Here is a 26,303-nt window from a genome sequence, read left to right on the forward strand (position 1 = left end):
TTTTTACTTTCCCGGCCGCGGGCCTTGCCCTGACCTAACCTGCCTTGGTCTGTGCCTGCTGCTGCTTGAGCCGCACGGCATCATCATGGTCCACAATCCCGTGGCGGGTGGTCAGCCAGCCCCCTCTAAAGCCCGCGCGCAGCAGGCCACGGCAGATAATGGGATTATCCTTCATGGTGTTCCACACCATGCCATCCCGCCAGTTTTCCACCATGAGCAGAATGGGCCCCTGGTCGATGCCAATATAGGTATCATCCGCCCAGTAGGCCTGTTTGCCATCATGGTAGCTGGGGTTGAAGGCATCTACAAAGCCATAGGTGCTGTAGATGCGGTCCCCGTATTTGTCGCGCATGGTGCGCAGGGCGGGAATGGCCAGTTCTGGCGCAAACGCTACGGAGCCACCCGCCGCTGTTGGGGCCAGTGTGCCATCATCAAGCGTGTAGTCACGCCCGACGCCACGGGCGGTATAGGCCATGAACTTGCGCTGCTGGCCGTTTTCCACCTTTGTGGTTTCTGCCGGGCCGTCACTTGCTGTCAGGCCCCAGATATTTGGCCCGTAATCCTGCCATTTTCCGGGGTTTTGGGTCGCGTAGCCCTGCTGGGCGTACACGGCGCGGCGGCTGTTTTCAAAATAATCAATCCCGGCCGAACGGCTCCAGTCATCCTTGATACCCCGGAAGTCGATCCATGCATGGGTGTACTGGTGGCCGAACAGGGGGGCGAAGTTGAGGAAGGTCTGACCATAGGATTCGCCCCAACGGCTCTTGTTGGTGGAAATCCATGCCTGCCATGATGTCGGGTCGAGCGGATGCGTGGTGGAGCCAAGGCCCATCACATACAGCATCATGCCCTCATTATACCCCTCCCAGTAATTGGATAAAAAGCCACGCTCGGGTGACCAGCCCATGCTCAGCCGGTTATCCGGGCGCAGCATCCAGCGCCAGTCCACGCGGTTGAACAGCTTGGCGGCCAGGTCACGTATTTCGGCCTCGGCGGCGGAATCATGCGTATAGTAACTGGTCGTAAACAGCACCCCCTGCATGAGCAGGGCCGTGTCTATGCTCGACAGTTCAATATCCGGGTTAAGGCGCAGCCCGTTCTCACGCTTGAGGAAGTGGTAGAAAAAGCCATGGAAGCCCGCGGCTTTGTCCGGGCTGTCGTTCTGGGGGAGCTTCCACAGGTAGCGCAGGGTTGTCAGGGTCCGGTCCACGGCCTGCTGGCGGTTAATGTAGCCCCGGTCCGCACCAATGCCGTAGGCGGTCAGCGCAAAGCCAATGGACGCAACGCTGGACTGGGTCTGGTCCGATGGGTAGCGGTCGGGCACCAGCCCGGTTGCGGGGTCTGCCGAATCCCAGAACCACAGGAAGGTCCGGTGCTCCAGATCCGCCAGAAAAGCCCTGTCTGTCTGGTCAGGGTGGAAAGGGCTGGGGGCTCGCGCCACAACAGAGGATGTTGCCGCCGCCTGTGCGCCCCCCCCTGCTGCAAGGCCGGTCAATGCGCTACAGAGCATGAGCAAGGACAGACAAACCCGACCGTTCCTCTGGCGTTGCCCCTGTGCGGGCAGGCTGGTTTTTGTCTTGCCGTGTGCAAAAAAGCGCCTCAGTACCATAAGCCTTGCATTCCTCATCTGTTCACACCAGCGCCACTGCCGCAGCGGGCTGTTTTCTGTCCGACCCGGTTGCCGCGCTGCACCGGAACGGGCGTTGAATATAGGGGCCATGTCCCGCACCCCGCCAGAGCGGAGCGGGGGCCAGCGCCACGGAATCTGCCGAATTTCAGAAAATATTCACGTTTTATGTGTGCCTCAAAGGCTATGTGGGCGGCCACCACCCATACAGCATGCCTGCCCAGCCCTGACCGCCCCACAAGCATGCAAAACAACACCGTGCGCAGCTCCTCCTGTTAGGGATATAAGGAGTGCCTGATCATTCCAGCCCCGAATATGATTCCGCCATGACATACCGCTACAACATTTTCCGATTTGTTTATGAGCTTGTGGATATTCTGGTATCCCGGCTGGAATATGGCCTGCGTGGCCTTGCCACCAGCCATGTGCTGGTTCCCCCACCCGCAAAAAGCCACTCATTTCTAGTCATGACCGCGGAGGAAAAAGGGGGCAGAACCTTTTACAAGCCCGCCTATTACCTGTTTTCCAAAACCCGCGAACGCCTGAGCGGATATTTTGCCCAGGGGAAAGACCACCTGTTCTTGCAAAACACCCAGCACTGCCTGCTGATTGCCTTTGCGGATTCCACTCTGGTTGTCGGGCGTGAAGACACAATAGCCGAGTACCACCCCCACTCGTTTGAAACCCTGCTGGCCCTTAAGGCCCATATGCGCGCCATCAAACTGGGCCGTTACCCGCATGAGTATCTGGTTATTTCCAAAAAAACCGCCATACCCCCGCGCCCGCCGACATTCCGCCTGCGCGCACAGGCCCATTAGGCCGGGCCTTTTAAGCCCCCGGCCGCGGCACAACACCCTGCAAAACAGCGTGACGGATTCTGGCGGCTCATGTATTGCAACGCCTTGACGCACCGGGACAATACGCCCCGATCACGCAGGGTGTGGGGGAAAGAACACCATGAAAATTGCAGTTGTCGGTCTTGGGTATGTTGGCCTGTCCAACGCCATTCTGCTGGCCCAGCACCATGACGTAATGGCCGTGGATGTGGATGCCGGGCGGGTCCACAAGGTGAATAACCGGGTCTCCCCCATTATTGATACCGAGATCGAGGACTACCTGCACAACAGGCCACTCAGCCTGAGTGCCACAACAGACCTGACCGCAGCCAGCCAAGATGCCAGCTTTGTCATCATTGCCACCCCGACCAATTATGATGCGCAGGAAAACTACTTTGACACATCCTCCGTAACGGATGTGATTGCCCGTGTCAGCGCGCTCAACCCCGAGGCGACCATTGTTATCAAATCCACCATTCCGGTCGGGTTTGTGGACCAGATCCGCGCGGAGCTGAACACCGAGCAGGTCATTTTTTCCCCCGAGTTCCTGCGCGAAGGCCGCGCACTGTATGACAACCTCCACCCGTCGCGCATTATTGTGGGGGAACGCAGCGCCCGGGCCGAACGCTTTGCCGCCCTTATGCTTGAAGGGGCGATCAAAAAAGACGTGCCCCTGCTGTTTACCGAAGCCACAGAGGCCGAGGCCATAAAGCTGTTTGCCAACACCTACCTTGCCATGCGCGTGGCCTTTTTTAACGAACTGGACAGCTACGCACTGGCCCGTGGGCTGGACACGCGCCAGATTATAGAGGGTGTCTGCCTCGACCCGCGCATAGGCCAGCATTACAACAACCCCTCCTTTGGCTATGGCGGCTACTGCCTGCCCAAAGACACCAAACAGCTTCTGGCCAACTACATGCAGGTCCCCCAGAACCTGATCCGCGCCATTGTGGACGCCAACCGCACTCGCAAGGATTTTCTGGCCGACCAGATTCTGGCCATGCAGCCCAAGGTGGTCGGCATTTACCGGCTGGCCATGAAAACAGCATCCGATAACTTCCGGCAAAGCTCCATTCAGGGGATCATGAAGCGGCTCAAGGCCAAGGGGATCGAGATTGTGGTCTATGAGCCTGCCATGGCGGAAGAACAGTTCTTTGGCTCACGCGTGCTGCGCAATCTGGATGAGTTCAAGGCTGTGTCGTCCATTATTGTCAGCAACCGCCACCACCCCGAACTGGCTGATGTAAAGGACCGCGTGTTCACCCGCGACCTGTTCGGCAGCGACTGAGCACCACCCAAGCACACCCCGGCGCACCCGCCGCGGGTGGGGGGGCGGGGTTGTATTTGCCTGTTCATGCCTGTGCAATTAGTATCGGCTCAGGCTGGAAGCACCATGGGCGCGTCCGCTGTTTTGAACCACCGTGCAAAGACACAGAACCCAGAGCTGGCGCCTATGACCGTAACCGTTCCTCCCCCCGAGCACATGGTGCCGTGCTGATATGGCCAGACGTCTTATTGTCACCGGGGGTGCCGGGTTTATTGGCAGCAACATCATCCATGCCCTTAACCAGCGCGGGCTGACCGACATTATTGCCGTGGACAACCTGACCAACGGCGACAAGGCGCTTAATCTGGCCGACCTTGCGATCAGCGACTACGTGGACAAGGACACGTTCTACGACGCCCTGAGTGCTGGCCATTACGGGCCAATAGACACGATTTTTCATGAAGGGGCCTGCTCCTCCACCACCGAGCGCAATGGCCGCTACGTGATGGCCAGCAATTACGAACCCAGCAAAAAACTGCTGGCCTACTGCCAGAACACGGGCACCCGCCTGCTCTACGCCTCCAGTGCGGCCACTTATGGCGCGTCCACCACCTTTACCGAAGCCCCCGCCAACGAAAAGCCGCTCAACGTCTATGGCTATTCCAAACTGCTGTTTGATCAGGTGGTCAGGCGCGCCCTGCCCGGGCTGAGCACGCAGGTTGCGGGCTTCCGTTACTTTAACGTGTATGGCCCGCGCGAGCAGCACAAGGGCGGTATGGCCTCCGTGGCGTTCCACAACTTCAACCAGTTCATGGCCGAAGGGCGCGTCCGCCTGTTTGGGGAATACGGGCCGTACCAGCCGGGCGAGCAGATGCGCGATTTTATTGCGGTCAAGGATCTGGTGGCCACCAAGCTCTGGTTCTTTGACAACCCCGGGCATAGCGGCGTGTTCAACCTGGGCACAGGCAAGGCACAGCCGTTTAATGATGTTGCCACAACAGTCGTGAACACCGTGCGCGCCGCGCGCAGCCTGCCCCCGCTGGACCGGGCCGAAATGGTGCGCACCGGCATACTGGAGTATGTTCCCTTCCCCGACACATTGCGTGGCCGCTACCAGTGCTACACACAGGCGGACATGCGTGCCCTGCGCGCCACCGGGTGCACCGTAGCACTGGACAATGTGGCCAACGGTGTGGCCGACTATGTGCACCACCTGCTGCGCACCCGGCCAGACCACACACCATGACCGCCATACCCCCCGCCCCCCGCGAGCATGAGCATCCATGATTGAAAATTTTGAATTCGGACGGCTTGTTGTTATCGGCGACCTGCTGCTGGACCAGTATGTTTTTGGCGCGGTGGAGCGGATCTCGCCCGAGGCCCCCGTGCCGGTGCTGCGCAAGGCCCGCCAGAGTGCCGTACCCGGCGGGGCCGCCAATGTGGCCGTCAATGCCGCAGCACTGGGCTGTACGGTCAGCCTGATTGGCGTTGTCGGGCAGGATGAAAACGCCCAGACCCTGCGCAACGCCCTTGCCACATGGCCCGGCATAGACGTGCACGGCCTTGTGGCTGAACCGGGCTGGGCGACCATTTCCAAAATGCGGGTTGTCAGCGGGCACCAGCAGATCGTGCGCATTGATGACGAAACCATTATCGACTTTTCCCCCGCCACCCGGAACAGCCTGATCGCGCACTGCATTGCCGCACTGGATACGGCGGACGTGCTGATCTGCTCCGATTACGCCAAGGGTGTTCTGTCCGAGCCGGTGCTACAGGCGGTTATCGGGCATGCACGGGCCAAAAATATTCCCGTTATTGTGGACCCCAAGCGCAAGACCTTTGCCGCATACCGTGGCGCCAGCCTGATAACCCCCAACCGGGCGGAAATGGCCGTGGCCACCGGCCTGCCCCTGCACACGAACGCAGAGGTGGAACACGCGGCTCAGGCGGCCTCCGCCCAGTTCGGGGGCGATGTGCTGATCACCCGCTCCGAAGAGGGCATGACCCTGTGGCAGCGCAACGGACATATCCGCCATCAGGTCGCCCGCAAATCTGAGGTGTATGATGTCTCGGGGGCCGGAGATGCGGTGGTCGCCACCATTGGCAGCGTGCTCTCCGCCGGGCAGGACCTGGATACCGCCATTGTCATTGCCACGGTAGCGGCCTCCATTGCCGTCAGCAAGCTGGGCACTGCCGCCGTTACCCGCGCCGAGCTGGCCGAGGAGCTCAAGGAAGACAACCCCGATACGGGGCTGATCGCCACATGGCCACAGGCCTGCGCGGTCATGCGCCGGTGGCACCAGCACGGAGCCAGCGTTGTGTTCACCAATGGCTGTTTTGACCTGCTGCATCCGGGGCATGTCTCCCTCCTTCATGCTGCGGCACAACTGGGGGACAAGCTGGTGGTGGCCATTAACAGCGATGCCTCCGTCCGCAGGCTCAAGGGCCCAACCCGCCCCGTGCAGGACGAAATGGCGCGCGCCACGGTCATCCGCGCCCTGCGCGACGTGGATATGGTGGTCATTTTTGAAGAAGATACCCCACTGGAGCTGATTACCGCCCTCCAGCCCGATGTGCTGGTTAAAGGGGCGGATTACACAGAGGATACCGTAGTCGGGGCCGATGTGGTCAAGGCCGCCGGGGGGCGGGTGGAACTGGTCTCGCTGGTCGCAGGCTGTTCAACCAGCAATCTGGTCCGGAAAATGAACGCGCCGCACGCCAAGCCTTCCAATGTCTGAGCATACGGCGCAGCCCGGCACACCGCCATGGGCCGCGTGGCTGGCCCATCAGGCGCTCCCCTTATGGAGCAGCGCAGGCTACGACCCCACCCGCCACCTGTACCACGAGCGGCTGGCGTTTGATGCCACCCCACTGCCCCTGCCGCATCTGCGCCTTATGGTGCAGGCCCGCCAGATTGCCACCTTCTGCCAGGCCCGGCTGGATGGTGTTTTTAACGCGGCAGACAACGCCCTGCACGCTCTGGCCACAGTGCAGGCCCGCTACTGGCAGGCCGATGGCCAGCCGGGCTGGGTGTTTGCCATCGGGCCAGATGGCCGCCCGTCCAGCACCGTGCGCGACCTGTATGCCCACGCCTTCATCCTGTTTGCCTACGCATGGGCCTACCGCCTGAGCGGGGAGCCCGCACTGCTTGCGGTTGCACAAAAAACCGCGCTGGAGGTGGAAGGCATTTTCCATGCCCCCCACGGCGGTTTTGCCGATGCCGTGCCCGCACCAGATGCCACCCGCCGCCAGAACCCGCACATGCACCTGCTGGAAGCGTATCTTGCGCTTTTTGAGGCCACGGCGGACCAGTTTTACCTCGACCGCGCGCAATCTCTGGTTGCTCTGGCGCGCGAGCGCTTTATCAGCCCGCGTTCGGGCCTGCTGCTGGAATTTTTTGGCCCCAACTGGACACCCTGCCACGCATATGGCCAGAACCCGGTGGAACCGGGGCACCTGTTTGAGTGGGCATGGCTACTTGGCACCTATACGCGCCTCAACCCCACCGATAAGGCCGTAACAGCACTGCGCCATGTAGCCGAACATCTTTACCAGTCCGGCAGGCGGCATGGCGTGACCCACCAGCTTGTGCGGGACGGCATGATGGATGATGGCACGCTCACCCAGACCGGCACCCGCATCTGGCCCCAGACCGAGCTGCTCCGCCTGCTGGCATGCAGGCAGGCAGAAGGAGGGAGCACTGCGGAAGACAGCCGACTGCAAACCGACCTGACCCGCTTATTTTTTGCAGATTTTGCCCCCGCACACCTGCGCGGCGGCTGGATCGACCGCATGGGGCCAGACGGCACACCAGCGGTGGACCACATGCCAGCAAGTTCGCTCTACCATATTTATGGTGCGGCAAAAGCGCACCTGCCCCCACCCGAACACGCCTGAACACTCAAGCGGGGCATGGGAAGGGAGCAAAAACACCCGGCCCCTAAGCCTGTGCCGCAAGGGCCACTACAGGCTCAGGCTCAGGCTCAGGCTCAGGGCCGGTAGCGGAACAGGTTCAGGTCCTCATAGGCAATATCTGGCTGGCGGTTGGACATAATATCCGCCAGCACGCGGGCAGACCCGCAGGCCATGGTCCAGCCCAGCGTGCCATGGCCTGTATTGGTGTACAGGTTATCCAGCCCCGTGCGGCCGATAATGGGGGTGCCATCCGGTGTCATGGGGCGCAGGCCGGTCCAGAACTGGGCTGCGGGCACGTTGCAGCAGTTGGGGAACAGGTCTGTTACCGAATGTTCCAGCGTGGCCCGCCGTGGCGCACGCAAGCGGGTGCTAAAGCCAGCCAGTTCCGCGGTGCCGCCAATGCGCACACGGTCGCCCAGACGGGTAATGCCGATTTTGAAGGTTTCATCCATAATGGTGGAAACCGGGGCACGCGCCGCATCGGTAATATCCGCCGTAAGGGAATAGCCCTTGACCGGGTAAATCGGCAGGTCCAGCCCCAGAGGCCGCACAAGAGCGGGGGAAAAACTGCCAAGTGCCAGCACATAGCTCTCGGCGTTCAGCACCCCGCGTGATGTTTCCACCCCGCTAACCCGCCCGCTCTCGCTCCGGATTGCGCGAATATCGGTGTTGTACAGGAAGGTCACACCTGCGGCTGCCGCCATTTCCGCCAGACGCTGGGAGAACTTGAAGGCATCGCCCGTCTCATCCCCCGGCAGGCGCAAGCCACCCACAATTTTGCCAGCCGAAGGCGCAAGACCCGGCTCGGCCTGTACGCACTGGGCGGTATTCAGTTCCTCAAACGGTACGTTGTACTGCCGGAGCACGGCAATATCCTGCGCCACGCCATCCATCTGCTTTTGGGTACGGAAGACCTGCAAGGTGCCCTGCTGGCGGTCATCATAGGTAATGCCGGTTTCACGCCGCAGGTCACACATGACATCGCGGCTGTATTCAGCCAGGCGCACCATGCGGCCCTTGTTGCGGTCATAGGCGGGGGTGTTGCAGTTTTCGAGCATCTGCACCAGCCACTTCCACAGATGCGGGTCGGGCATGGGCCAGAACACAAAGGGGCTGTACTTCATGAACAGCCATTTGGCCGCCTTGAGCGGAATACCCGGCCCCGCCCAGGGGGAAGAATAACCGGGGGACACCTGCCCCGCATTGGCAAAGCTGGTTTCCAGCCCGGCACCGGGCTGGCGGTCCACAACCGTGACCTCATGCCCTGCCTGCGCCAGATACCAGGCGGTTGTTACACCCACAACACCACTACCCAGAACAAGAACCTTCATGATCTCACTCTTTCCCTGCTGCTCTGCCCTCAGGCAGTTCGTGTATAATTGCGATGATAGCGATGCCCGAGCGATGTCAGGACTTCGTAGCCGATCGTTCCTTCAGCGCGGGCCACGTCGTCCACGCCGTATGTTTCGTTCAGCAGTTCCACCATGCCATCGGCCTCAAGCTGGCCCGGCGGAATGGCGGAAATATCCACCGTCATGGAATCCATGGAAATACGGCCCAGTATGGGCAGGGGCTGCCCCCCGAACCACACAAGGCCGTTGGCACGGGCGCGCACAAAACCATCTGCATAGCCTACGGCAATGGTCGCGACCCGGCATGGCCCTTCGGCCCGCCATGTCAGCCCGTAACCGACCCTGTCCCCTTTGCTGAGGGTACGGGTCTGCAATACATGGGCCTTCAACCCCACAACCGGGCGCAGGGGGTTTGGCTCGCCCGGCTGGGGGGCCACGCCATACAATGCGGCACCGGGGCGCACGAGGCCAAAATGGTAATCCGGCCCCAGAAATATCCCGGAGGATGCGGCAAGGCTGAGCGGGGCAGAAACCGGCAGTTGGGCAGCATAAGCCACAAGACGGGCCGCCTGCTCCGCGTTGGCAGGGTTTGCCCGCTCATCCGCACAGGCCAGATGGCTCATGACCAGTTGCACGTCCAGCCCATCCAGCACCGCGGGGTCGGCGGCAATATCCGCCACATCCTGCGCGGACAGGCCAAAGCGGGACATGCCCGTATCCAGTTGCAGCACAACCCCCACGCGCCGCTGCTGCGCCTGCGCCACCGCACGGACCCAGCCAATCTGCTCCACACTGTTCAGCACCGGGCGCAACCCATGCGCCAGACAGGCCTCCACCGCATCGGGCCGGGGGCCGTGCAGCACGGTAATGCCCACCTGCTCCCCCACATGCGGGCGCAGGGCCAGCCCCTCGTCCACATGGGCAACAAAAAACTGCGTGGCCCCGGCCTGCGCCAGCGCGGGGGCAACCTGTGCCGCTCCCAGCCCATAGGCATCGGCCTTGACCACAGCCGCGCACACCGCGTTGGGCACACGGGCCCGAAGCAGGCGGTAATTATGGGCTACCGCATCCAGATTAACGCTCAGCACCGCTCCGGCGCGTTGTGCGGGCCAGCCAGCGTGCATGGGGGTGGGAGCTTGGGTCACGACACATATCCGTTCTGTTACGGTATCAGAATTTTACCCCACTCTTTATGGCATATCCTGCCATTGTGGTGCATGATTGGGGTGTTTGCTTTTTATTTTTGCATAATATTGCGCCAAAAGGCCACAAAAGACAGATCATGCCAGACCGCATTAACGAGGCCATTCTCCGCCACCTGCGCCATGATGGCCGCCTGAGCAACGCCGAACTGGCCGAGCGTATAGGGCTTTCCCCCTCGGCCTGCCTGCGGCGTGTAAAAATGCTGGAAAAAGAAGGGGTTATACGCGGGTATCAGGCCATTATCGCCCGCCGCAACGCACCCCCTGTAGCTACGGTCATTGTGCAGATCACACTCGAACGCCAGACAGAGGAATGCCTCCGCCGCTTTGAAAGCCGTATCCGCGAATGCCCCGACGTAAAGGAGTGCTACCTGATGACGGGAGACGCCGACTACCTGCTCCGGGTGGAAGCGCGCGACATGCAGGATTACGAACGCATCCATAAAGAGGAATTATCCCGAATGCCCGGTGTTGTGCGCATTCAGAGCAATTTTGCCATCCGCCCTGTTGTTCAGCAGGAAAAAGCACAGACGGGCGGGTAAGGTTACAGGGTCAGGGTCAGGGTCAGGGTCAGGGTCAGGGTCAGGGTCAAAAAAAACCTGCCAGGGTGCTCCCCGGCAGGTTTTTAAAAAGCTGTTTGCCATGACTGGCTACCGGCCAGACCTTAGTCTTCATCCGGCTGGTCGTTGCCTGCTTTACCAAGGTCACGCTGGACCTCTGGCAAGCGCAGGAGCGAATCCACATGCATGGCTGTATCCAGCGCCGTATCGGGCTGGAAGTGCAGTTCGGGCACTGTGCGTATGCTCAGCTTGTGGGCAAGCTGGGTACGCAGCCACGGGGCCACCCGCTTAAGTCCGGGCAGAAGAGCCGCAACGTCGCTGCGCCCCAGCCGTGTGACAAAAACAGTGGCGTGTTTGAAGTCTGGCGCAAGCCGGACTTCGGTCACGGTAATGGCAACATCGGACAGGTCCGGGTCACGGAAGGTGGTGCGCGCAAACAGCTCAGCCAGAACGCGCCGCACTTCTTCGCCTACCCGCAACTGCCTCTGCGATGGGCCAGATGAGGAAAGACCGGCAAGATAGTCTGCCGGTCCCCCTGTTTTACTGCCTGATCCGTGGCGACGACTCATGCTGGAATTAACTCGCTTTCAAAGCATTCCACCACATCGCCTTCGCGCAGATCGTTGTAGCCTGCAAAGGAAAGACCACATTCGTAACCCTTGGTCACTTCCTTCTGGTCGTCCTTGAAGCGCTTGAGCTGGCTCAGATCACCTTCATGGATCACCACGCCATCACGCAGCAGACGCACGCCACAGCCACGTTTGACAACGCCATCGGTCACGAAGCAACCGGCCACTTTGCCAACCTTGCTGATTTCGAAAACCTTGCGGATTTCGGCGTAGCCAAGGAACTTTTCACGATGCTTGGGCGCCATCTTGCCCCGTACGAGCAGTTCCACGTCGTCCGCCACCTGATAGATGATGGAGTAGTAGTGGATGTCCACCCCTTCACGCTGGGCCAGCAGCCGCGCCTGAGAGGTTGCACGCACGTTAAAAGCAACAATGACCGCATCCGATGCCTTGGCAAGCTGCACATCACTTTCCGTGATCTGGCCCACCGAGGCATTGAGAACGCGCACGCCCACTTCTTCGTTAGCAAGCTTGAGCACCGTGGTTTGCAGTGCTTCGGCCGAACCCTGCACGTCCGCCTTGATCAGGACGGAGACTTCCTTCTGCACACCGGCCTGAATACGGGCCAGCATCTGGTCAAGCGTGCCGCGGGCCGCAGCCTGCCCGGCAACCTGATGTTCCTTCAGCTTACGCTGGCGGAACTCGGAAATCTCACGGGCACGGTTTTCGTTTTCCACGACCACAAACGGTGCACCAGCAGCGGGAACCCCGGACAGGCCGAGAATTTCCACCGGCATGGACGGGCCAGCCACTTCCACCTGACGACCACGGTCATCAACCAGAGCGCGCACACGGCCCCATTCTGCACCGGCAACCACAATGTCACCCTTGCGCAGCGTACCCTTCTGCACCAGCACGGACGCCACGGAACCGCGACCACGGTCCAGACGGCTTTCGATCACGGCACCTTCGGCTGCACGGTCGGGGTTGGCCTGAAGTTCCAGAATTTCTGCCTGAAGCAGAATGCCTTCTTCCAGCTTGTCCAGCCCCATGCGCTGGCGTGCGGACACTTCAATGTCCATCACGTCACCACCCATGGATTCGACCACGATCTCGTGCTGCAGCAGGTCCTGACGTACGCGGTCAGGCTTGGCGCCGGGCTTGTCCATCTTGTTGATGGCAATGATCATGGGCACATTGGCAGCCTTGGCGTGCTTGATGGCCTCGATCGTCTGCGGCATGACGCCGTCATCCGCCGCAACCACCAGCACCACCACGTCCGTAATGGACGCGCCACGGGCACGCATGGCCGTAAAGGCCTCATGTCCGGGTGTATCAAGGAAGGTGATCTTGGCACCGGATTCCAGTGTAACCTGATAAGCACCGATATGCTGGGTAATGCCACCGGCTTCACCCGCTGCCACGTCCGTTGTGCGCAGGGCGTCCAGCAGGGAAGTCTTGCCGTGATCGACATGCCCCATGATGGTCACCACAGGCGGACGGGGCAGCATATCTTCGGTCGTGTCTTCCACGCCCTCAATACCCAGTTCCACATCCGCTTCGGAAACGCGACGTACACGGTGGCCGAATTCTTCCACCACCAGTTCCGCCGTATCGGCATCAATGCTCTGGGTTACAGTGGCCATGACACCCATTTTCATGAGCGCCTTGATCACTTCACCCTGACGGGCTGCCATACGGTTGGCCAGTTCCTGCACCGTAATGGTTTCGGGCAGGATAACGTCACGCACAACCTTGACCTGATCGGAACGCAGGCGTTCCAGTTCGGCCTGACGGCGTTCACGCTCACGCTGGCGGCGTACGGATGCGAGCGAGCGGGTTTTGTCGTCATCCCCCTCAATCGCGGCCTGCACGTCAATCCGGCCTGCACGGCGGCCACCGCCGGTATCACCCTTGCGGCCACTGCTGTTCTTGCGCGGCGGCACGGCCTTGTTACGGGCTGGGCCACGGCGCTGTTCTTCCTCGCCTTCCGTGCCACGGCCGCTGCGCAGGCGCAGGGTCTGGGCGGCACTGACGTCCTTTTCCGCTGCGGGAGCAGCAGCAGGCGTGCGAGCAGGCGCGGCAGGCTTGAGCGGCTTGGCCGGCATAATCGCACGTTCAGCCAGCGGGCGCAGGCGCCCGGCAGGCGGTGCGAGTGTTACTTCACCGGGAATTGGCACGGCAGAGACAACAGGTGCCTTGACCTCGATCGGCTTGATCGCGTCAATGCGGGCCTTGCGTTCGGCATCGCTTGCGGCGGCCTCTTCGGCGGCGCGCTCTTCGGCCAGACGCTTGTCTTCCTCTTCCTTCCGGCGTGCTTCTTCAGCCGCGGAAAGAATACGAATCTTCTCGGCTTCGCGCCGCTCGGCATCACGCCGTTCGGCGTCTTCTGCCTCTTTCTTCTGTTCCTGAAGCACGCGCTGGCGCATGGCCAGTTCGGCTGCGGTCAGGGTACGGCCGCCACCTGCGCGGGAACCGCCGGAGCGCCCACCAGCGCCAGCCGGGGAAGGACCACGTTTTTTACGCACTTCCACCTGCACGACCTTTGAACGGCCATGACTGAAACTTTGCCGCACGGACCCGGCATCAACCGTCCGTCCGACCTCCGGACGCCCTGCCGGCCGAAGGGACAAACGCCCCTTACCCTGATCCTGATCCTTGCCTTCGCTCATTGACCCGCCTGTTCACACCCATCCGCCGGAAAGGTCCGGCAGACCCGGGGATCGCCAACGGCCACCCCCGCAAAACGTCTGTTTTCACAACAAAGACGCGTAGCCAGCCCGCCGGCCGCCAGCGCCACATTCACAACACGTTCACGCCCGAAAACCTTAGCCAGTTCTTCAGACGACAACGCATCAACGACAGGAATATCCCGCCCGCCCGAAATCAGGCGGTCCAGTTCTTCCCTGCTTCCGTCCGATGCGTGAACGATAACAGCAGCACGACGCTGCATAACCCATTCGCGCACCTTAACGAAGCCACTAATGGCCTGACCAGCGCGGCGCGCAAGCCCAACCACTTCTATCATCCGCCGGTGCAGACCTACTTCCACCTGAGAGAGAAGATCTTCCGGCACCTTGACCTGCATCCGCGCAGAGCGTGCGAACACGCCGCGTTTGCTGGCCTGTTCTATCACATCCCGGCGGGCACTCAACCATATTCCCCGTCCCGGCAGACGCGCGTCCAAGTCAGGGACGACTATGGATGAGGGTGAGATAACAAACCGCACCATCTGAGCCGGAATGCCTTCCTCCCGCGTGACTGCGCACCTGCGGAGGCTGCCCTTCTCTTCTGCTGCTGGCAAGAAATCACCACCCACCCTGTATCAAGGCCTCAGACGCCTGCCCCGCCTTCTGGCGTGGAGGAAGGGGTTGCACCCTCTTCACCCTCAAACCAGTGCGCACGCGCTGCCATGATGATCTCATTGGCGGCGTCTTCTTCTATGGCATCCGACCCCAGAATTTCGACCAGCTCATCGCCAGCCAGGTCACCAAGGTCGTCCAGAGTTTTTACACCCTTTTCGCCCAGAGTCACAAGCATCTGGTTGGTGAACACACCCATATTTGCAATATCGTCGGTAACACCAAGCTCCTGACGGCGCTCATCCAGCTTTTCTTCCTGCCGGACAAGGTGGCCTTCGGCGCGCTGGACCAGTTCCTGCACCACCGATTCGTCAAAGCCTTCAATGCCCACCAGTTCATCGGGGTCGGCAAAAGCCAGTTCCTCGATGCTATGGTAGCCTTCGGTCACCAGCAGGCCAGCAATCACGTCATCCACGTCAAGCGCTTCAACAAACTGGCCGCTACGACGGCGGAATTCTTCCTGGCGGCGTTCGGATTCTTCCGCTTCGGTCAGGATGTCAATGTCCCAGCGCGTCAGCTGGCTGGCCAGACGCACGTTCTGCCCGCGCCGACCAATGGCGAGGGAGAGCTGGTCATCCGGCACCACAACTTCAACACGCCCGGCTTCCTCGTCCATAACCACCTTGCTGACTTCAGCCGGAGCCAGAGCGTTGACCACAAAGGTCGCGGCCTGCGGGCTCCAGGGGATAATGTCGATTTTTTCGCCCTGCAATTCGGCCACAACAGCCTGCACGCGCGAGCCGCGCATACCAACGCAGGCCCCGACCGGGTCAATGGAGGCATCGCGCGAGATCACGGCCATTTTGGCGCGGGACCCGGGGTCACGGGCCACGGCCTTGATTTCGATGATCCCGTCGTAAATTTCGGGCACTTCCTGCGCAAACAGCTTGGCCAGAAAGGCCGGATGTGTGCGGGACAGGAAAACCTGCGGGCCGCGCGGTTCATCACGCACATCATAGATGTAGGCGCGCACGCGGTCGGAGTTACGGAATGTCTCACGCGGGATCAGCTCATCACGGCGCAGCAGCGCTTCGGCGGAGCCAATTTCAACCAGCAGGTTGCCGTATTCGGTCCGTTTGACGGTGCCGTTGACGATTTCGCCCACACGGTCCTTGAACTCATTGTACTGGCGTTTGCGTTCGTATTCACGCACGCGCTGCACAATAACCTGCTTGGCGGTCTGGGCCGCAATACGCCCGAAGTCGATCGGGGGCAGCGGGTCGATCAGATATTCACCAACCTGAATTTCGGGGCGGAACTTGCGGGCAATGGAGAGGGCGATCTGTGCGTCCTCGTTCTCCACCTGATCCACAACTTCCGTCCAGCGAGAGAGGCGAACCTCGCCCGAGCGGCGGTCGATTGTGGCGCGAATGTCCTTTTCGTGCCCGTATTTGGCGCGGCCAGCCTTCTGGATGGCCTGCTCCATGGCCTCCAGAACCTCTTCACGGTCAATGCCCTTTTCGCGTGAAACAGCGTCTGCCACCAGCAGCAGTTCAGGACGGGAAACGGAGGTATCCATGCTCTCAGCTCTCCAAAACAGGCAGCTTTATCAATGCACCTTGGAAGCAGGCGGCTCTTTTTTGCCATCCTGCTCCACACCTGCATCCGATGCAGGCTGTACCATACGGGCGCTGTCTTCAATCAGCGCATCGGTCAGCACCAGTCGCGCCTTGCGGATTTCGGCCAGTGGCAGAGCCACTTCCGTGCCGTCATCCAGGCGCATACGGGCCACTGTTCCATCAGACCCCAGAGAAATACCGGCAAAGCGACGCCGCCCTTCAATGGGGACCAGAACTTCTGCCTTGGCCTGATGCCCTGCAAAGCGGGTCCAGTCCTTGGCGCGTGTGAGCGGGCGGTCGATTCCGGCGGAGGACACTTCCAGCGTCCACGCCCCCGGAATGGGGTCTTCCACGTCCAGCACAGCGCCTACAGCGTGGCTGATTCGCTCACAATCTTCAACATTGATCAACATTCCGTCTGCGCGGTCAGCCATGATCTGCACCGTAGGGCGCTCACGCCCAAGCACTGCCACGCGCACGATTTCGTACCCCATTTCCTCTACGGCAGGGGCAATCAGTGCGAGCAGGCGGCCTTCAAGGCCGGAATGGGCAGAAATATCTTTGTCCAAAGCAAAAAAGGCGGCCCTTCTAAGGCCACCCCCCGAAACGTCATTCAAATTGAGAAGGATGATGCTTTATCTAGTGCACAAAGGCACAGACTGCAAGGGCAGAAACCACAGCCCCCCTGTTTGTGCGCGATGGACCATAAAAAATAAATTATGGCTGGACCAGTTTTGCGCATTGCGCCAACCCACAGACATGCTTTTATTGCTTTGGCTGCGACATATCTGCAACGCTCCACTACCCAAGGCAAGGAGACTGACCGTTATCATGCAGAACAAGCCGGACCCGGCATGGCAGCCGCAGCCCCAGACGGCTGAAAAACCCTCCAATCTGCGGCTCGGGCTTATTGGTATGGCGGCCTGCGTGCTTATGGCAGGGGCCGGGCTGCACTTTTATGGTGCGGGCAAAAACACCTCCGGTCCGGCTGTGGGCGCCGAGTCCGTTACTGGTGACGACTCCCAGCGCATGGGGCTGCCCCTGAATGTGATTGCCCCGCAGAATGCGGCGCAGGCACTGGCGGGCTCCAGCTTTTCCGCCCAGCAGCAGGCGGATATTCTGGCCGCGGTCAAACGGCGGGATGTGCGGCTGGTGGCCATGCCGGTCTATGATGCCACCGGGGCTGGCGGCATGATTACCCTTGTCTGTGGCCCATGGCAGCAAAGTGTCGGGCTTACGGCCAAGCCCACAACGGTTATCCTGCCCATAAGTGTGAGCGGGCATGTTGAGGTTATTCCCGCAGCGCCACCCGGCCCGGCGGGAATTGGCAGCGGCGCCATAACGGCCTTTGGCCCCATGCCCCTGCCCGTTCTTTATAAACAGGGGGATACCCTTGCACTTACGGTGATCGCGCAATGAAGGGTCTGCTCCCCGCATTAAACCGGCTGATGCCGCTGATGATGGTGATTTTTCTGGTGCTTGCCAGCATCCAGATCGCGCTCAGCCTGCATCTTTCCCTGCATTCCGTGGCCCATGTGCTGCAATGGTGTGCATCTGCCTGGCCTGTTCTGGCGGCATCCGGCCTTGTGCTGAGTGTTGCGGGACTGCTGTTTGAAACTCGGGCCGAACATCTGGCCCGCAAAGGGCTACTACGCCGACGGGGGTTCATCATGGACGTTCTTGCCAGACTGACCAATCGCGCCGAACTGGAAGAAATGCTTGCGCGTGAACAGCGCGAAACTACCATAGACGCCGAGGAACTGGCCGCAAACCTGCGTGCCCGCGTGATCGGGCAGGACCAGGTGTGCGAGGATATTGCCGTCCAGCTCCGCCGCCGCCTGGCGCTACAGGTGCGTGGCAAGCCGGTTGGCATCTTTTTGCTCGCCGGACCTCCGGGCACGGGCAAAACCTACCTGGCCAAGCAGATGGCCCGCCAGCTCGAACGCCCCCTGCTGCATTTTGACATGACGCAGATGAGCAGCCCCCACGCCGCCACCCAGCTTTTTGGCTCGCCCAAAGGCTATGTCGGCTCCGACACCTACGGCAAGCTGACCGGCGGGCTGAAGGAAAAGCCCGATGCCGTGGTGCTGCTGGACGAAATTGAAAAAGCCCACCCCGATGTGTTCAAGAAGTTCCTGACCGCATGGAACGACGGCCACATTACCGAGGCCTCCACCGGGCAGCAGATTTCCACCGTGCGGGCCATTTTTGTGCTGACCTCCAACATTGCCACCGATGCCCTGACCGAAATTGCCGACCGCCTGCATGATGACCCCGACCGTATGCGTGCCGAATCGGTCGAGGCTCTGCGTCAGGCTGGCTTTGCCCCCGAAGTGCTGAACCGTCTGGACCGTATTTTTGTCTTCCGCACCCTGCGTGGGCTGGATATTGCCCGTGTTGGCGCGCTGGAAATTGAAGCCATGATCGAAGGCTACGGCCTGAAGGTGGAAACCAGCGGGATTGACGCCTCCCTGCTGCTGGATGTGATGCGCCGCCAGAGCCGTATGGGGGATGCCGCCTCCGCGCGTGATCTGGTCCGCTCTATTGAGGACATGATCAGCGAGTCCCTTATTATTGCCCGCCAGCAGGGGGCCACCATGGTCCGGCTGGTCAAGGAGGACGATGGCACGGTTGTCGCCAAAGTGGCCGACAACCGTGATGACGGGCTGCATGCCCGCCTGACCCCCTGACCGCCTGCCCCGGCAAGCCACCCTCCAACGCCGCCCACATAACCAAGGCTACCGCATGACCGCTTTTACCCGCCTGTGGCACCGTGCCCCGTTATGGCGCACCGCACTGATAACCGCAGGCGTGTGCGGCACACTGTCCGTTCTGTTCCCCGCACCGTGGCTAGCCTCCAGCGTGCCGGGCTATGGCGCACTCAGCAGCAGGATTCGGCACATGCTCCCCTCCTCCCTCGGCGGCACCGAGGCGAGCGATGCCCTGCACCCCGATGAGGACCAGCGCACGGTTTCCATCCCCCCCATGGATGCGCAGTTTGAAGGCTCGGTTGTTTTTGCCGGGCGGCAGCTTCCCCTGCCTGCGGGCAAATGGCACCCGGTTGTGAACTTTCAGGATGATGTGGCCCACGGGGAAGTGCTGACAACCCTGTATGTCCGCTCCGCTCAGGGCATTGTAACCGGGCTGATTATTGCGCAGGCCACCACGCAGTCCCTGCCCATTGCCGCCATGAGCATGATTGAGGCGCAATGCCACAGCTCCTTCAACTTCATGAACGAAGCCGCCCCGCAGGATGGCAACCGCAGCGAATGCTGGATGACCACCCCCATACGGGTAGTGAACAACCTGTTCCTGACGTCCAACGAACCGCTGCAGACACTCCTGAGTGACCAGATGTACATCCCACCCGCCGTGCAGCGCCTGACCATCATGGGTTTTGACCTGCCCCCCATTCTGGTCGATGCAGGCTGGAATCTGGTGGAAAAAAGCAAATCCGGCACGGGTGTGGATTTTATGAGCGTGCATACGCTGCTCAGCCCGGCAGAAGCAGGAGCCCGCCGCGTTCCGGGCGCGCCGGAGAACTGGTCCCGCGCGGGGATGTCCGACTCGGCAGCGGTCACGGATTTTGTCCAGCGCACCAACACCTGGCTACGCGGCTGGGTGCCAACGCTCCTACGTGGGTTTGAGAACAAGCTGCCCCAGAACGCCCCGCCCTCGACAGAGGCCATTGACCCGGCTTTTCACGGCTAGGTCGGGCAGGCCCGGAGCAACTGTCTGGGCCGCCCCTTTTATTCCCCCTTACAGAACGGGGGACAAAAGCCCGCCATCACGCAGCAGGTCGGCTGAAACCTCGACCAGAAAATCCATGACCGTGCGGGTCCGCAACGGCAGGGTGCGCGGGCCGGTATGCACGGCATAAAAAGGCAGGCCGGGAATGTTCCAGTCCGCAAACAGGCGGACCAGACGGCCACTGGCCACTGCATCCCGCACCTGAAAAGCCGGAAGCAGGCCAACACCAATACCGGCTTCCACTGCGTACATTACGGCTTCGCTGCTATTGGCACGGAACACGGCGGCGGGGGCAATCACGCTTTCTTCCCCATCCCGCTCAAAGTTCCAGTCCAGACGGCTGGAACCGTAATTATACACAACGCCGGGGTATTCCGTGAGCGCGCGGGGGTGCTCTGGCATGTTGTGGCGTTGCAGGCAGGCGGGGGACGCCACCAGCCACTTATGCACCAGCCCCAGCTTGCGGGCGATGAGCGTGCCCTCAGCAATTTCGCCCACACGCACGGCCAGATCCAGCCCTTCTTCCACCAGATCTCCAAACGAGTCGCGCATGACCACTTCCACCGACAGGTCGGGATGGCGGTCCAGCAGCTCGCCCATTCTGCGGGTCAGGCACAGGCCAAAGGCCGTGGTCACACCCAGACGCACAAGACCGGAGACCGAAGCACGCCGGCGGCCCAGAACGGTTTCTGCCGTTTCCAGTATTTCCAGCACTTCATAGGCATGGGGGAGCAGGCTGCGACCGTCCTCGGTCATGGTCAGGCTGCGGGTTGTACGCGCAAACAGCGTGGTGCCGTAATGCGCCTCCAGCAAGGCAATATGGCGCGAAATTGTAGGCTGGCTGACCCCTGTCTCGCGCGAGACAGCGGAAAATGAGCCTGTAGCGGCAACACGCACAAAACTGTGAAGTGCGGAAAGAAGATCCATGGAGGTCGGCACCGTTTCCTGTGTAGGCGGCTAGCCTTCTCCAGTGCTGCCGACAACAACAGGTGAGACAGTTCAGAGTGTGCCGAAAATCTGGGCTCCAACCATCCCGCCCTGTAACCAGCATGCTGTGTCAGGCTACGAGCTTATCACCTTCCCTATTGCAGCAAGGTTAGGTTGGATACAACATAGACAGAACAAGAAGCGGCCATGCCTATAGCGCATTAAAGCTATAGGCATGGCCGCAGCCCCGCAGCCTTAACGGCGGCGGGTATGGGGCATGGCAAGGCGTTTTTCCGCCAGACGAGCCAGACGCACAAAGGGCAGACCCAGCAGCAGGTAGGCCGCACCCACCATCAGCCCCGTGCCAAAATAGTCAAAATAGGCAGAGGACAGGCGGATATAGGTCTGTGTCAGTTCTGTCAGAGTGATCACGCTGACCAGAGACGAATCCTTGAGCAGGGAGATAAAGTCGTTGGTCATGACCGGCATAACCAGCCTGAACGCCTGCGGCACCAGCACATAACGCAGGGCCTGCGGGTGGGTCATGTTCAGGGCAAGGGCTGCTTCCATCTGCCCATGGGCCACCGATTGCAGACCGGCGCGGTAGTTTTCTGCCTCGTATGCCGCATAGTTCAGCCCAAGGCTGACCACACCGGCCACAAAGGGGGACATGCTGATACCAAATTCAGGCAGGCCATAAAAAATGAACAGCACCTGAATAAGCAGCGGCGTGCCACGCACAATCTCCACATAGGTTGCGGCCAGCCATGCCAGCGGGCGCGGGCCATACAGGCGCAGCAGCGCAAGCCCAAGCCCCAGTGCAACCGCAACAACCATGGCGCACAGCGAGACCAGCAGGGTCAGCCCCGCCGCCCGGACCAGCTGGGGCACAAACCCGGCATAGCGTTCAAGCTTGACGCGCAACCCGCCCTTGCCCTGCAACTCGGCCACATAGTTGTTCCATGCTGCGGGGGTTACGTTGGGCTGGGTGTGGTCGTTGGTAAGCTGCGCCATTTCTGGCGTCCACAGGTCCCAGCGTGTCAGGATATGGTGCAGGCTGCCGTCCTGCTGCATGACCTGCAGTGCAGCGTTCACCCGCTCGCGCAGTTCCGTGTTCTGGCCCTTGGCAAAGGCAATGCCGTACTGCACCCGGCCAATGGGTTCGCCTACAATATGCAGGTCTGGGTTGGTATCCCCATAATATTTGGCAATGGGGCCGTCGATCAGGATGGCATCCGTGCGCCCATTGACCAGATCCATGAAGGCATCTGTTTCTTCATCATAGGTGCTCAGGGATATTTTGGTGTTGTTGGTCAGCATACGCTCGGCCTGCGTATCCTTGATTGTACCAACCTTGTGCCCTTCAAGGTCTGCCAGTGTAGTAAACTGCTTGCCCTTGCGGCGCACCACCAGCCGTTCGGAGGTCACGTAATAGGGGATGCTGAAGTCAATGCCTTCAGCATGTTCATCGGTCATCTCGATCCCGCAGATGACCATGTCGTACAGGCCACGTTGCAGGCCGGGAATAAGCCCGTCCCAGTCGTTGTTGATGAAGTCCAGCGGCGCGCCCATATGGCGGCTGAGTTCCTGCATCAGGTCATATTCAAAGCCCGTCAGCTTGTTCTGGTCTTTGAGGTCATGGAACGTGTAGGGCACATCGGCCGAGGAATCGGCGGCCCAGTGGAACGGCTTGCTCTGCGCGTGGGCAGCCGGGGCGGCGCCAGGGGCGGCTGCCAGCACCAGCAGCGCTGCAAACAGGCCAGACAGGGCGCCCAGCAGGCGGCGAGGGCGGGGCTGTGCGGTCTTCATCACAGGACGGTCCTCATAAAGCGGCGGGTCTGTTCATGTTCGGGGTTCACGCACAGGACTTCTGGCGGGCCAGCCTCAATCACATGCCCGCCATCCATGTACACCACCGTATCGGACGCGACTTCGGCAAAGCGCATGTCATGGGTCACGATAATCTGGGTCATGCCCTCATCATCGAGTGTGCGCATGACGTTAAGCACCTCCTCAGCCACAATGGGGTCCAGGGCGGAGGTGGGTTCGTCGTACAGCATGATCTCGGGCCGCATGGCCAGAGCGCGGGCAATGGCCGCACGCTGCTGCTGACCGCCAGAGAGCGAGACAGGGTAACGCTGCGCCACCTTGGCCAGTCCCACTTTTTCCAGCAGGGCCATGGCCTCTTCCCGGTCGGCTTCGGCGTTACCGCCTTTGACCACGCGGGGGGCCAGCATCACGTTATCCAGCACGCTCAGGTGCGGAAACAGATTAAAACTCTGGAACACCATGCCCACATGGGTCCGCAGCCGATGGGCCATATGCTCATCCGCGCTCCGCCACGGGCCACCATTGCGCGCAATGGTCACCCCCATGGCCGTTACCGTGCCACGGTCGGGTATTTCCAGAAAATTGAGACACCGCAGGAAGGTGGATTTACCGCAACCCGAAGGACCGATGATAGACACCAGCTCCCCCTTGCGGACCTGCATGGACACGCCACACAGGACTTCCCCCTCGCCAAAGTCCTTGTGCAACTGTTCCGCACTCAGAACTACGGGGTCATTCATAGAAAAAGCCGACCCGGTTTGCACCGGGCCGGCATTAAGACGTTCACCTTGAACGGATGGGTTCTCAGGCAGCTTTCGTCATCCCTCGCAAGACGTACTGAAGGATGCCACCATGCCTATAATACTCTACCTCGTCCAGAGTATCGACCCGGCAAAGCAGCGGTACTTCCTGCTTGGAACCGTCATTTCTTGTAATTGTCATAATCACGTCCATACGGGGCGTGAGTTTGTCAATTCCGGAAATGCTGATCACTTCATCCCCCTTCAGACCCAGGGTCTGGCGGGTTGTGCCTTCCTTGAACAGCAGAGGCAGAACGCCCATGCCCACAAGGTTGGAACGGTGGATACGTTCAAAGCTTTCCGCGATCACGGCCTTGACGCCCAGCAGCAGGGTGCCTTTGGCAGCCCAGTCGCGCGAGGAGCCCATGCCGTATTCCTTGCCACCGAACACAACCAGCGGCACGCCCGCTTCCTTGTATTCCATGGCCACGTCGTAAATCGCGCCTTCCTTGCCGTCGGGGTAGTGCTTGGAATAGCCCCCTTCGGTGCCCGGCACCATTTCGTTCTTGATACGGATGTTGGCGAACGTGCCGCGCACCATCACCCGGTCATTCCCGCGACGGGACCCGTAGGAGTTGAAGTCCTTGGGTTCCACACCGTGTTCGATCAGGTAGCGGCCAGCAGGGCTGTCCTTTTTGATGGAACCAGCGGGGGAGATATGGTCGGTGGTGATGTTGTCACCCAGCAGGGCGAGAATACGCGCACCGCTGATGTTGCCCGGAGCCGTGGGCTCAACCGCCATGTTCTTGAAGTACGGGGGGTCCTGCACGTAGGTGGACTTGGGGTCCCACTTGTAGGTTTCGGACCCGGTGGCAACCTTGAGGCCCTGCCATTCCTTGGTGCCCTTGCCCACGTTGGCGTAGCGTTTGATGAACTCTTCGCGCGTGATGGACGAGGCAATCAGGTCGGCAATTTCCTTGTTGGAAGGCCAGATGTCCTTCAGGTACACCGGCTTGCCATCCTTGGAAGTACCAAGCTGGGCTGTGGTAATGTCCTGCCGCATGGTGCCCAGAAGCGAGTAGGCGACCACCAGCGGCGGGCTGGCAAGGTAGTTGGCGCGCACGTTGGGGGAAATACGCCCCTCAAAGTTACGGTTGCCGGACAGGACGGAAACAGCAACCAGGTTGTTGTTTTCAATCGCGTCCACAATGTTGCCGGGCAGCGGGCCGGAGTTGCCGATGCAGGTGGTGCAGCCGTAACCAACCGTGTTGAAGCCCATGGCGTCAAGGTCTGCGGTCAGGTTGGAGCGGTTGAGGTAGTCGGTCACAACCTGCGAGCCGGGTGCGAGCGAGGTCTTGACCCACGGCTTGGGGGTCAGGCCCAGAGCGCGTGCCTTGCGGGCCACCAGACCAGCAGCAATCAGCACCGCCGGGTTGGAGGTGTTGGTGCACGAGGTAATGGCCGCAATGACCACATCGCCACTGCCCAGCTCGTAATTGGTGCCAGCGACCGGAACCTTCTTGTTGGCTTCGGCTGCGGGAACACCAAGGGAGGAGGTCAGTTCTTTTTCAAACGCGGTGGTGGCGCTCTTCAGTTCCACACGGTCCTGCGGACGCTTGGGGCCAGCCAGAGACGGCACAACCGTGCTCAGGTCCAGTTCCAGCACATCCGTAAACACGGGTTCGGGCGTTTTTTCGGTGCGGAACATATCCTGCGCCTGCAGGTATTCCTTGACCAGTTTAATGCGGTGTTCGTCGCGGCCGGTCTGGCGCAGGAAGTCCAGCGTCAGTTCGTCCACGGGGAAGAAGCCGCAGGTTGCGCCGTATTCGGGGGCCATGTTGGCAATGGTGGCACGGTCGGCAACGGGCAGGTGGTCCAGAGCCGGGCCAAAGAATTCCACAAACTTGCCAACAACGCCCTTTTTACGGAGCATCTGGGTTACGGTCAGCACCAGATCGGTAGCCGTAGCCCCTTCGGGCAGCTTGCCAATCAGCTTAAAGCCGATCACATCGGGGATAAGCATGGCAATGGGCTGGCCCAGCATGGCAGCTTCGGCCTCGATCCCGCCAACACCCCAGCCCAGAACGCCCAGACCGTTGATCATGGTCGTGTGGCTGTCCGTGCCGTAAAGCGAATCGGGGTACACGTAGTCCTTGCCACCCACGTTGGCGGTCCATGCCACCTGCGCGATGTATTCAAGGTTCACCTGATGACAGATACCCGTATCAGGCGGCACCACGGAGAAGTTCTCAAACGCTTCCTGGCCCCAGCGCAGGAAGGCGTAGCGTTCCGCGTTGCGCTCGAACTCAAGGGTGATGTTTTCCTGCAGGGCTTCATCGGTCCCGGCAAAGTCCACCATCACGGAGTGGTCGATCACAAGGTTGACCGGCACCAGCGGGTTGACCTTCTGCGGGTCGCCCTTGAGGTTAACAATACCGTCGCGCATGGCTGCAAGGTCCACAACGCCGGGAACACCCGTGAAGTCCTGCATGAGAATGCGGGAGGGCTTGAAGGGCACTTCCTTGGTGCTGCTGCCTTTGGGCAACCAGCCAGCAATGGATTTTGCGTCTTCCACGCTGTAGGAGCGCGCATCTTCAAACCGAAGGATGTTCTCCAGCAGAACCTTGAGCGAAACCGGCAGGCGGCTTACGTCGCCAATGGTTTTTGCCGCTTCGGGAATGGAAAAATAGTGGTAGGTCTTGCCGTCAACCTCAAGGGTGCGGCCTGTTTTGAGTGAGTCGTGGCCAACCGATTTCATCGTCGCTTTCTCCCCGATCACAGCCGATGGCTGGTGATGCGTTCAGGAC

Annotated in this window: 21 protein-coding genes; 9 read left to right on the forward strand and 12 right to left on the reverse strand. The window is 60.7% G+C overall.

Features of this window, described 5'->3' with window-relative positions:
- Positions 1 to 34 precede the first annotated feature (34 nt).
- Entirely contained in the window at positions 35 to 1,609 is a 1,575-nt protein-coding gene (locus HK20_RS05815) for a glucoamylase family protein (protein ID WP_233129097.1), read from the reverse strand.
- A 308-nt stretch (positions 1,610 to 1,917) separates the two neighbouring features.
- On the opposite strand from HK20_RS05815, the gene HK20_RS05825 reads away from it, so the two are divergent.
- The 5 genes from HK20_RS05825 to HK20_RS05845 all read left to right on the forward strand — a co-directional run bounded on the left by HK20_RS05825 (position 1,918) and on the right by HK20_RS05845 (position 7,627).
- Positions 1,918 to 2,445, forward strand: a complete 528-nt coding sequence (locus tag HK20_RS05825) for a hypothetical protein (protein ID WP_086646138.1) — start codon at positions 1,918 to 1,920, stop codon at positions 2,443 to 2,445.
- Positions 2,446 to 2,584: 139 nt separating this feature from the next.
- On the forward strand, positions 2,585 to 3,751 hold the full coding sequence (locus HK20_RS05830; RefSeq protein WP_086646139.1) for a nucleotide sugar dehydrogenase: 1,167 nt from the start codon (positions 2,585 to 2,587) through the stop codon (positions 3,749 to 3,751).
- A 211-nt stretch (positions 3,752 to 3,962) separates the two neighbouring features.
- Positions 3,963 to 4,976, forward strand: coding sequence for an ADP-glyceromanno-heptose 6-epimerase (rfaD, locus tag HK20_RS05835; protein ID WP_086646140.1), 1,014 nt, complete (start codon positions 3,963 to 3,965; stop codon positions 4,974 to 4,976).
- 37 nt (positions 4,977 to 5,013) lie between these two features.
- Entirely contained in the window at positions 5,014 to 6,468 is a 1,455-nt protein-coding gene (rfaE1, locus tag HK20_RS05840; protein WP_086646141.1) for a D-glycero-beta-D-manno-heptose-7-phosphate kinase, read from the forward strand.
- Entirely contained in the window at positions 6,461 to 7,627 is a 1,167-nt protein-coding gene (locus HK20_RS05845) for an AGE family epimerase/isomerase (protein WP_086646142.1), read from the forward strand. The genes rfaE1 and HK20_RS05845 overlap by 8 nt, the downstream gene beginning before the upstream one ends.
- Positions 7,628 to 7,719: 92 nt before the next feature.
- Here HK20_RS05845 and HK20_RS05850 read toward each other — a convergent pair whose 3' ends face one another.
- On the reverse strand, positions 7,720 to 8,976 hold the full coding sequence (locus tag HK20_RS05850) for a D-amino acid dehydrogenase (protein WP_086646143.1): 1,257 nt from the start codon (positions 8,974 to 8,976) through the stop codon (positions 7,720 to 7,722).
- Between the two features lie 29 nt (positions 8,977 to 9,005).
- The gene (alr, locus tag HK20_RS05855; protein ID WP_369823035.1) at positions 9,006 to 10,151 is read right to left on the reverse strand and encodes an alanine racemase; all 1,146 of its coding nucleotides are present in this window, start codon (positions 10,149 to 10,151) and stop codon (positions 9,006 to 9,008) included.
- A 128-nt stretch (positions 10,152 to 10,279) separates the two neighbouring features.
- Between alr and HK20_RS05860 the strand changes: the two genes are divergently transcribed.
- The gene (locus HK20_RS05860) at positions 10,280 to 10,741 is read left to right on the forward strand and encodes an Lrp/AsnC family transcriptional regulator (RefSeq protein WP_086646187.1); all 462 of its coding nucleotides are present in this window, start codon (positions 10,280 to 10,282) and stop codon (positions 10,739 to 10,741) included.
- Between the two features lie 122 nt (positions 10,742 to 10,863).
- On the opposite strand, the gene rbfA is transcribed toward HK20_RS05860, so the two are convergent.
- From rbfA to rimP, 5 genes are read right to left on the reverse strand one after another with little or no spacing between them, the layout of a single operon-like run.
- Positions 10,864 to 11,328, reverse strand: a complete 465-nt coding sequence (gene rbfA, locus HK20_RS05865; RefSeq protein ID WP_086646145.1) for a 30S ribosome-binding factor RbfA — start codon at positions 11,326 to 11,328, stop codon at positions 10,864 to 10,866.
- The gene (gene infB / locus HK20_RS05870) at positions 11,325 to 14,000 is read right to left on the reverse strand and encodes a translation initiation factor IF-2 (RefSeq protein ID WP_086646146.1); all 2,676 of its coding nucleotides are present in this window, start codon (positions 13,998 to 14,000) and stop codon (positions 11,325 to 11,327) included. Before infB ends, rbfA begins: the two co-directional genes overlap by 4 nt.
- Positions 13,997 to 14,647: an RNA-binding protein gene (locus tag HK20_RS05875; RefSeq protein ID WP_086646147.1), complete on the reverse strand. Its 651-nt coding sequence runs from the start codon at positions 14,645 to 14,647 to the stop codon at positions 13,997 to 13,999. Before HK20_RS05875 ends, infB begins: the two co-directional genes overlap by 4 nt.
- A 14-nt stretch (positions 14,648 to 14,661) precedes the next feature.
- Positions 14,662 to 16,209, reverse strand: a complete 1,548-nt coding sequence (gene nusA / locus HK20_RS05880; RefSeq protein ID WP_086646148.1) for a transcription termination factor NusA — start codon at positions 16,207 to 16,209, stop codon at positions 14,662 to 14,664.
- A 30-nt stretch (positions 16,210 to 16,239) separates the two neighbouring features.
- Positions 16,240 to 16,818, reverse strand: a complete 579-nt coding sequence (rimP, locus tag HK20_RS05885) for a ribosome maturation factor RimP (protein WP_086646149.1) — start codon at positions 16,816 to 16,818, stop codon at positions 16,240 to 16,242.
- 262 nt (positions 16,819 to 17,080) lie between these two features.
- Here rimP and HK20_RS05890 point away from each other — a divergent pair, with 262 nt between their 5' ends.
- The 3 genes from HK20_RS05890 to HK20_RS05900 are packed head-to-tail and all read left to right on the forward strand — an operon-like array spanning position 17,081 to position 19,960.
- Positions 17,081 to 17,668 carry a hypothetical protein gene (locus HK20_RS05890; RefSeq protein WP_086646150.1) on the forward strand — a complete coding sequence of 196 codons (588 nt, stop codon included), beginning with the start codon at positions 17,081 to 17,083 and terminating at the stop codon, positions 17,666 to 17,668.
- Positions 17,665 to 18,939, forward strand: a complete 1,275-nt coding sequence (locus HK20_RS05895) for an AAA family ATPase (RefSeq protein WP_086646151.1) — start codon at positions 17,665 to 17,667, stop codon at positions 18,937 to 18,939. The genes HK20_RS05890 and HK20_RS05895 overlap by 4 nt, the downstream gene beginning before the upstream one ends.
- A gap of 55 nt (positions 18,940 to 18,994) precedes the next feature.
- Positions 18,995 to 19,960 (forward strand): hypothetical protein, encoded by a 966-nt coding sequence (locus HK20_RS05900; RefSeq protein ID WP_086646152.1) that lies wholly within the window; start codon positions 18,995 to 18,997, stop codon positions 19,958 to 19,960.
- 48 nt (positions 19,961 to 20,008) lie between these two features.
- On the opposite strand, the gene HK20_RS05905 is transcribed toward HK20_RS05900, so the two are convergent.
- The 4 genes from HK20_RS05905 to acnA form a co-directional block, all read right to left on the reverse strand.
- Positions 20,009 to 20,926 carry a LysR family transcriptional regulator gene (locus HK20_RS05905; RefSeq protein ID WP_086646153.1) on the reverse strand — a complete coding sequence of 306 codons (918 nt, stop codon included), beginning with the start codon at positions 20,924 to 20,926 and terminating at the stop codon, positions 20,009 to 20,011.
- Positions 20,927 to 21,181: 255 nt separating this feature from the next.
- Positions 21,182 to 22,735, reverse strand: a complete 1,554-nt coding sequence (locus HK20_RS05910) for an ABC transporter substrate-binding protein/permease (RefSeq protein ID WP_086646154.1) — start codon at positions 22,733 to 22,735, stop codon at positions 21,182 to 21,184.
- Complete coding sequence (locus tag HK20_RS05915; RefSeq protein ID WP_086646155.1) at positions 22,735 to 23,496, reverse strand: amino acid ABC transporter ATP-binding protein; 762 nt, start codon at positions 23,494 to 23,496, stop codon at positions 22,735 to 22,737. The genes HK20_RS05910 and HK20_RS05915 overlap by 1 nt, the downstream gene beginning before the upstream one ends.
- 64 nt (positions 23,497 to 23,560) lie before the next feature.
- On the reverse strand, positions 23,561 to 26,254 hold the full coding sequence (acnA, locus tag HK20_RS05920; protein ID WP_086646156.1) for an aconitate hydratase AcnA: 2,694 nt from the start codon (positions 26,252 to 26,254) through the stop codon (positions 23,561 to 23,563).
- Positions 26,255 to 26,303: the final 49 nt, after the last annotated feature.

It is taken from the genome of Acetobacter sp. DsW_54 (genome assembly GCF_002153575.1).
GTDB classification, from domain to species: Bacteria; Pseudomonadota; Alphaproteobacteria; order Acetobacterales; family Acetobacteraceae; genus Acetobacter; species Acetobacter fabarum.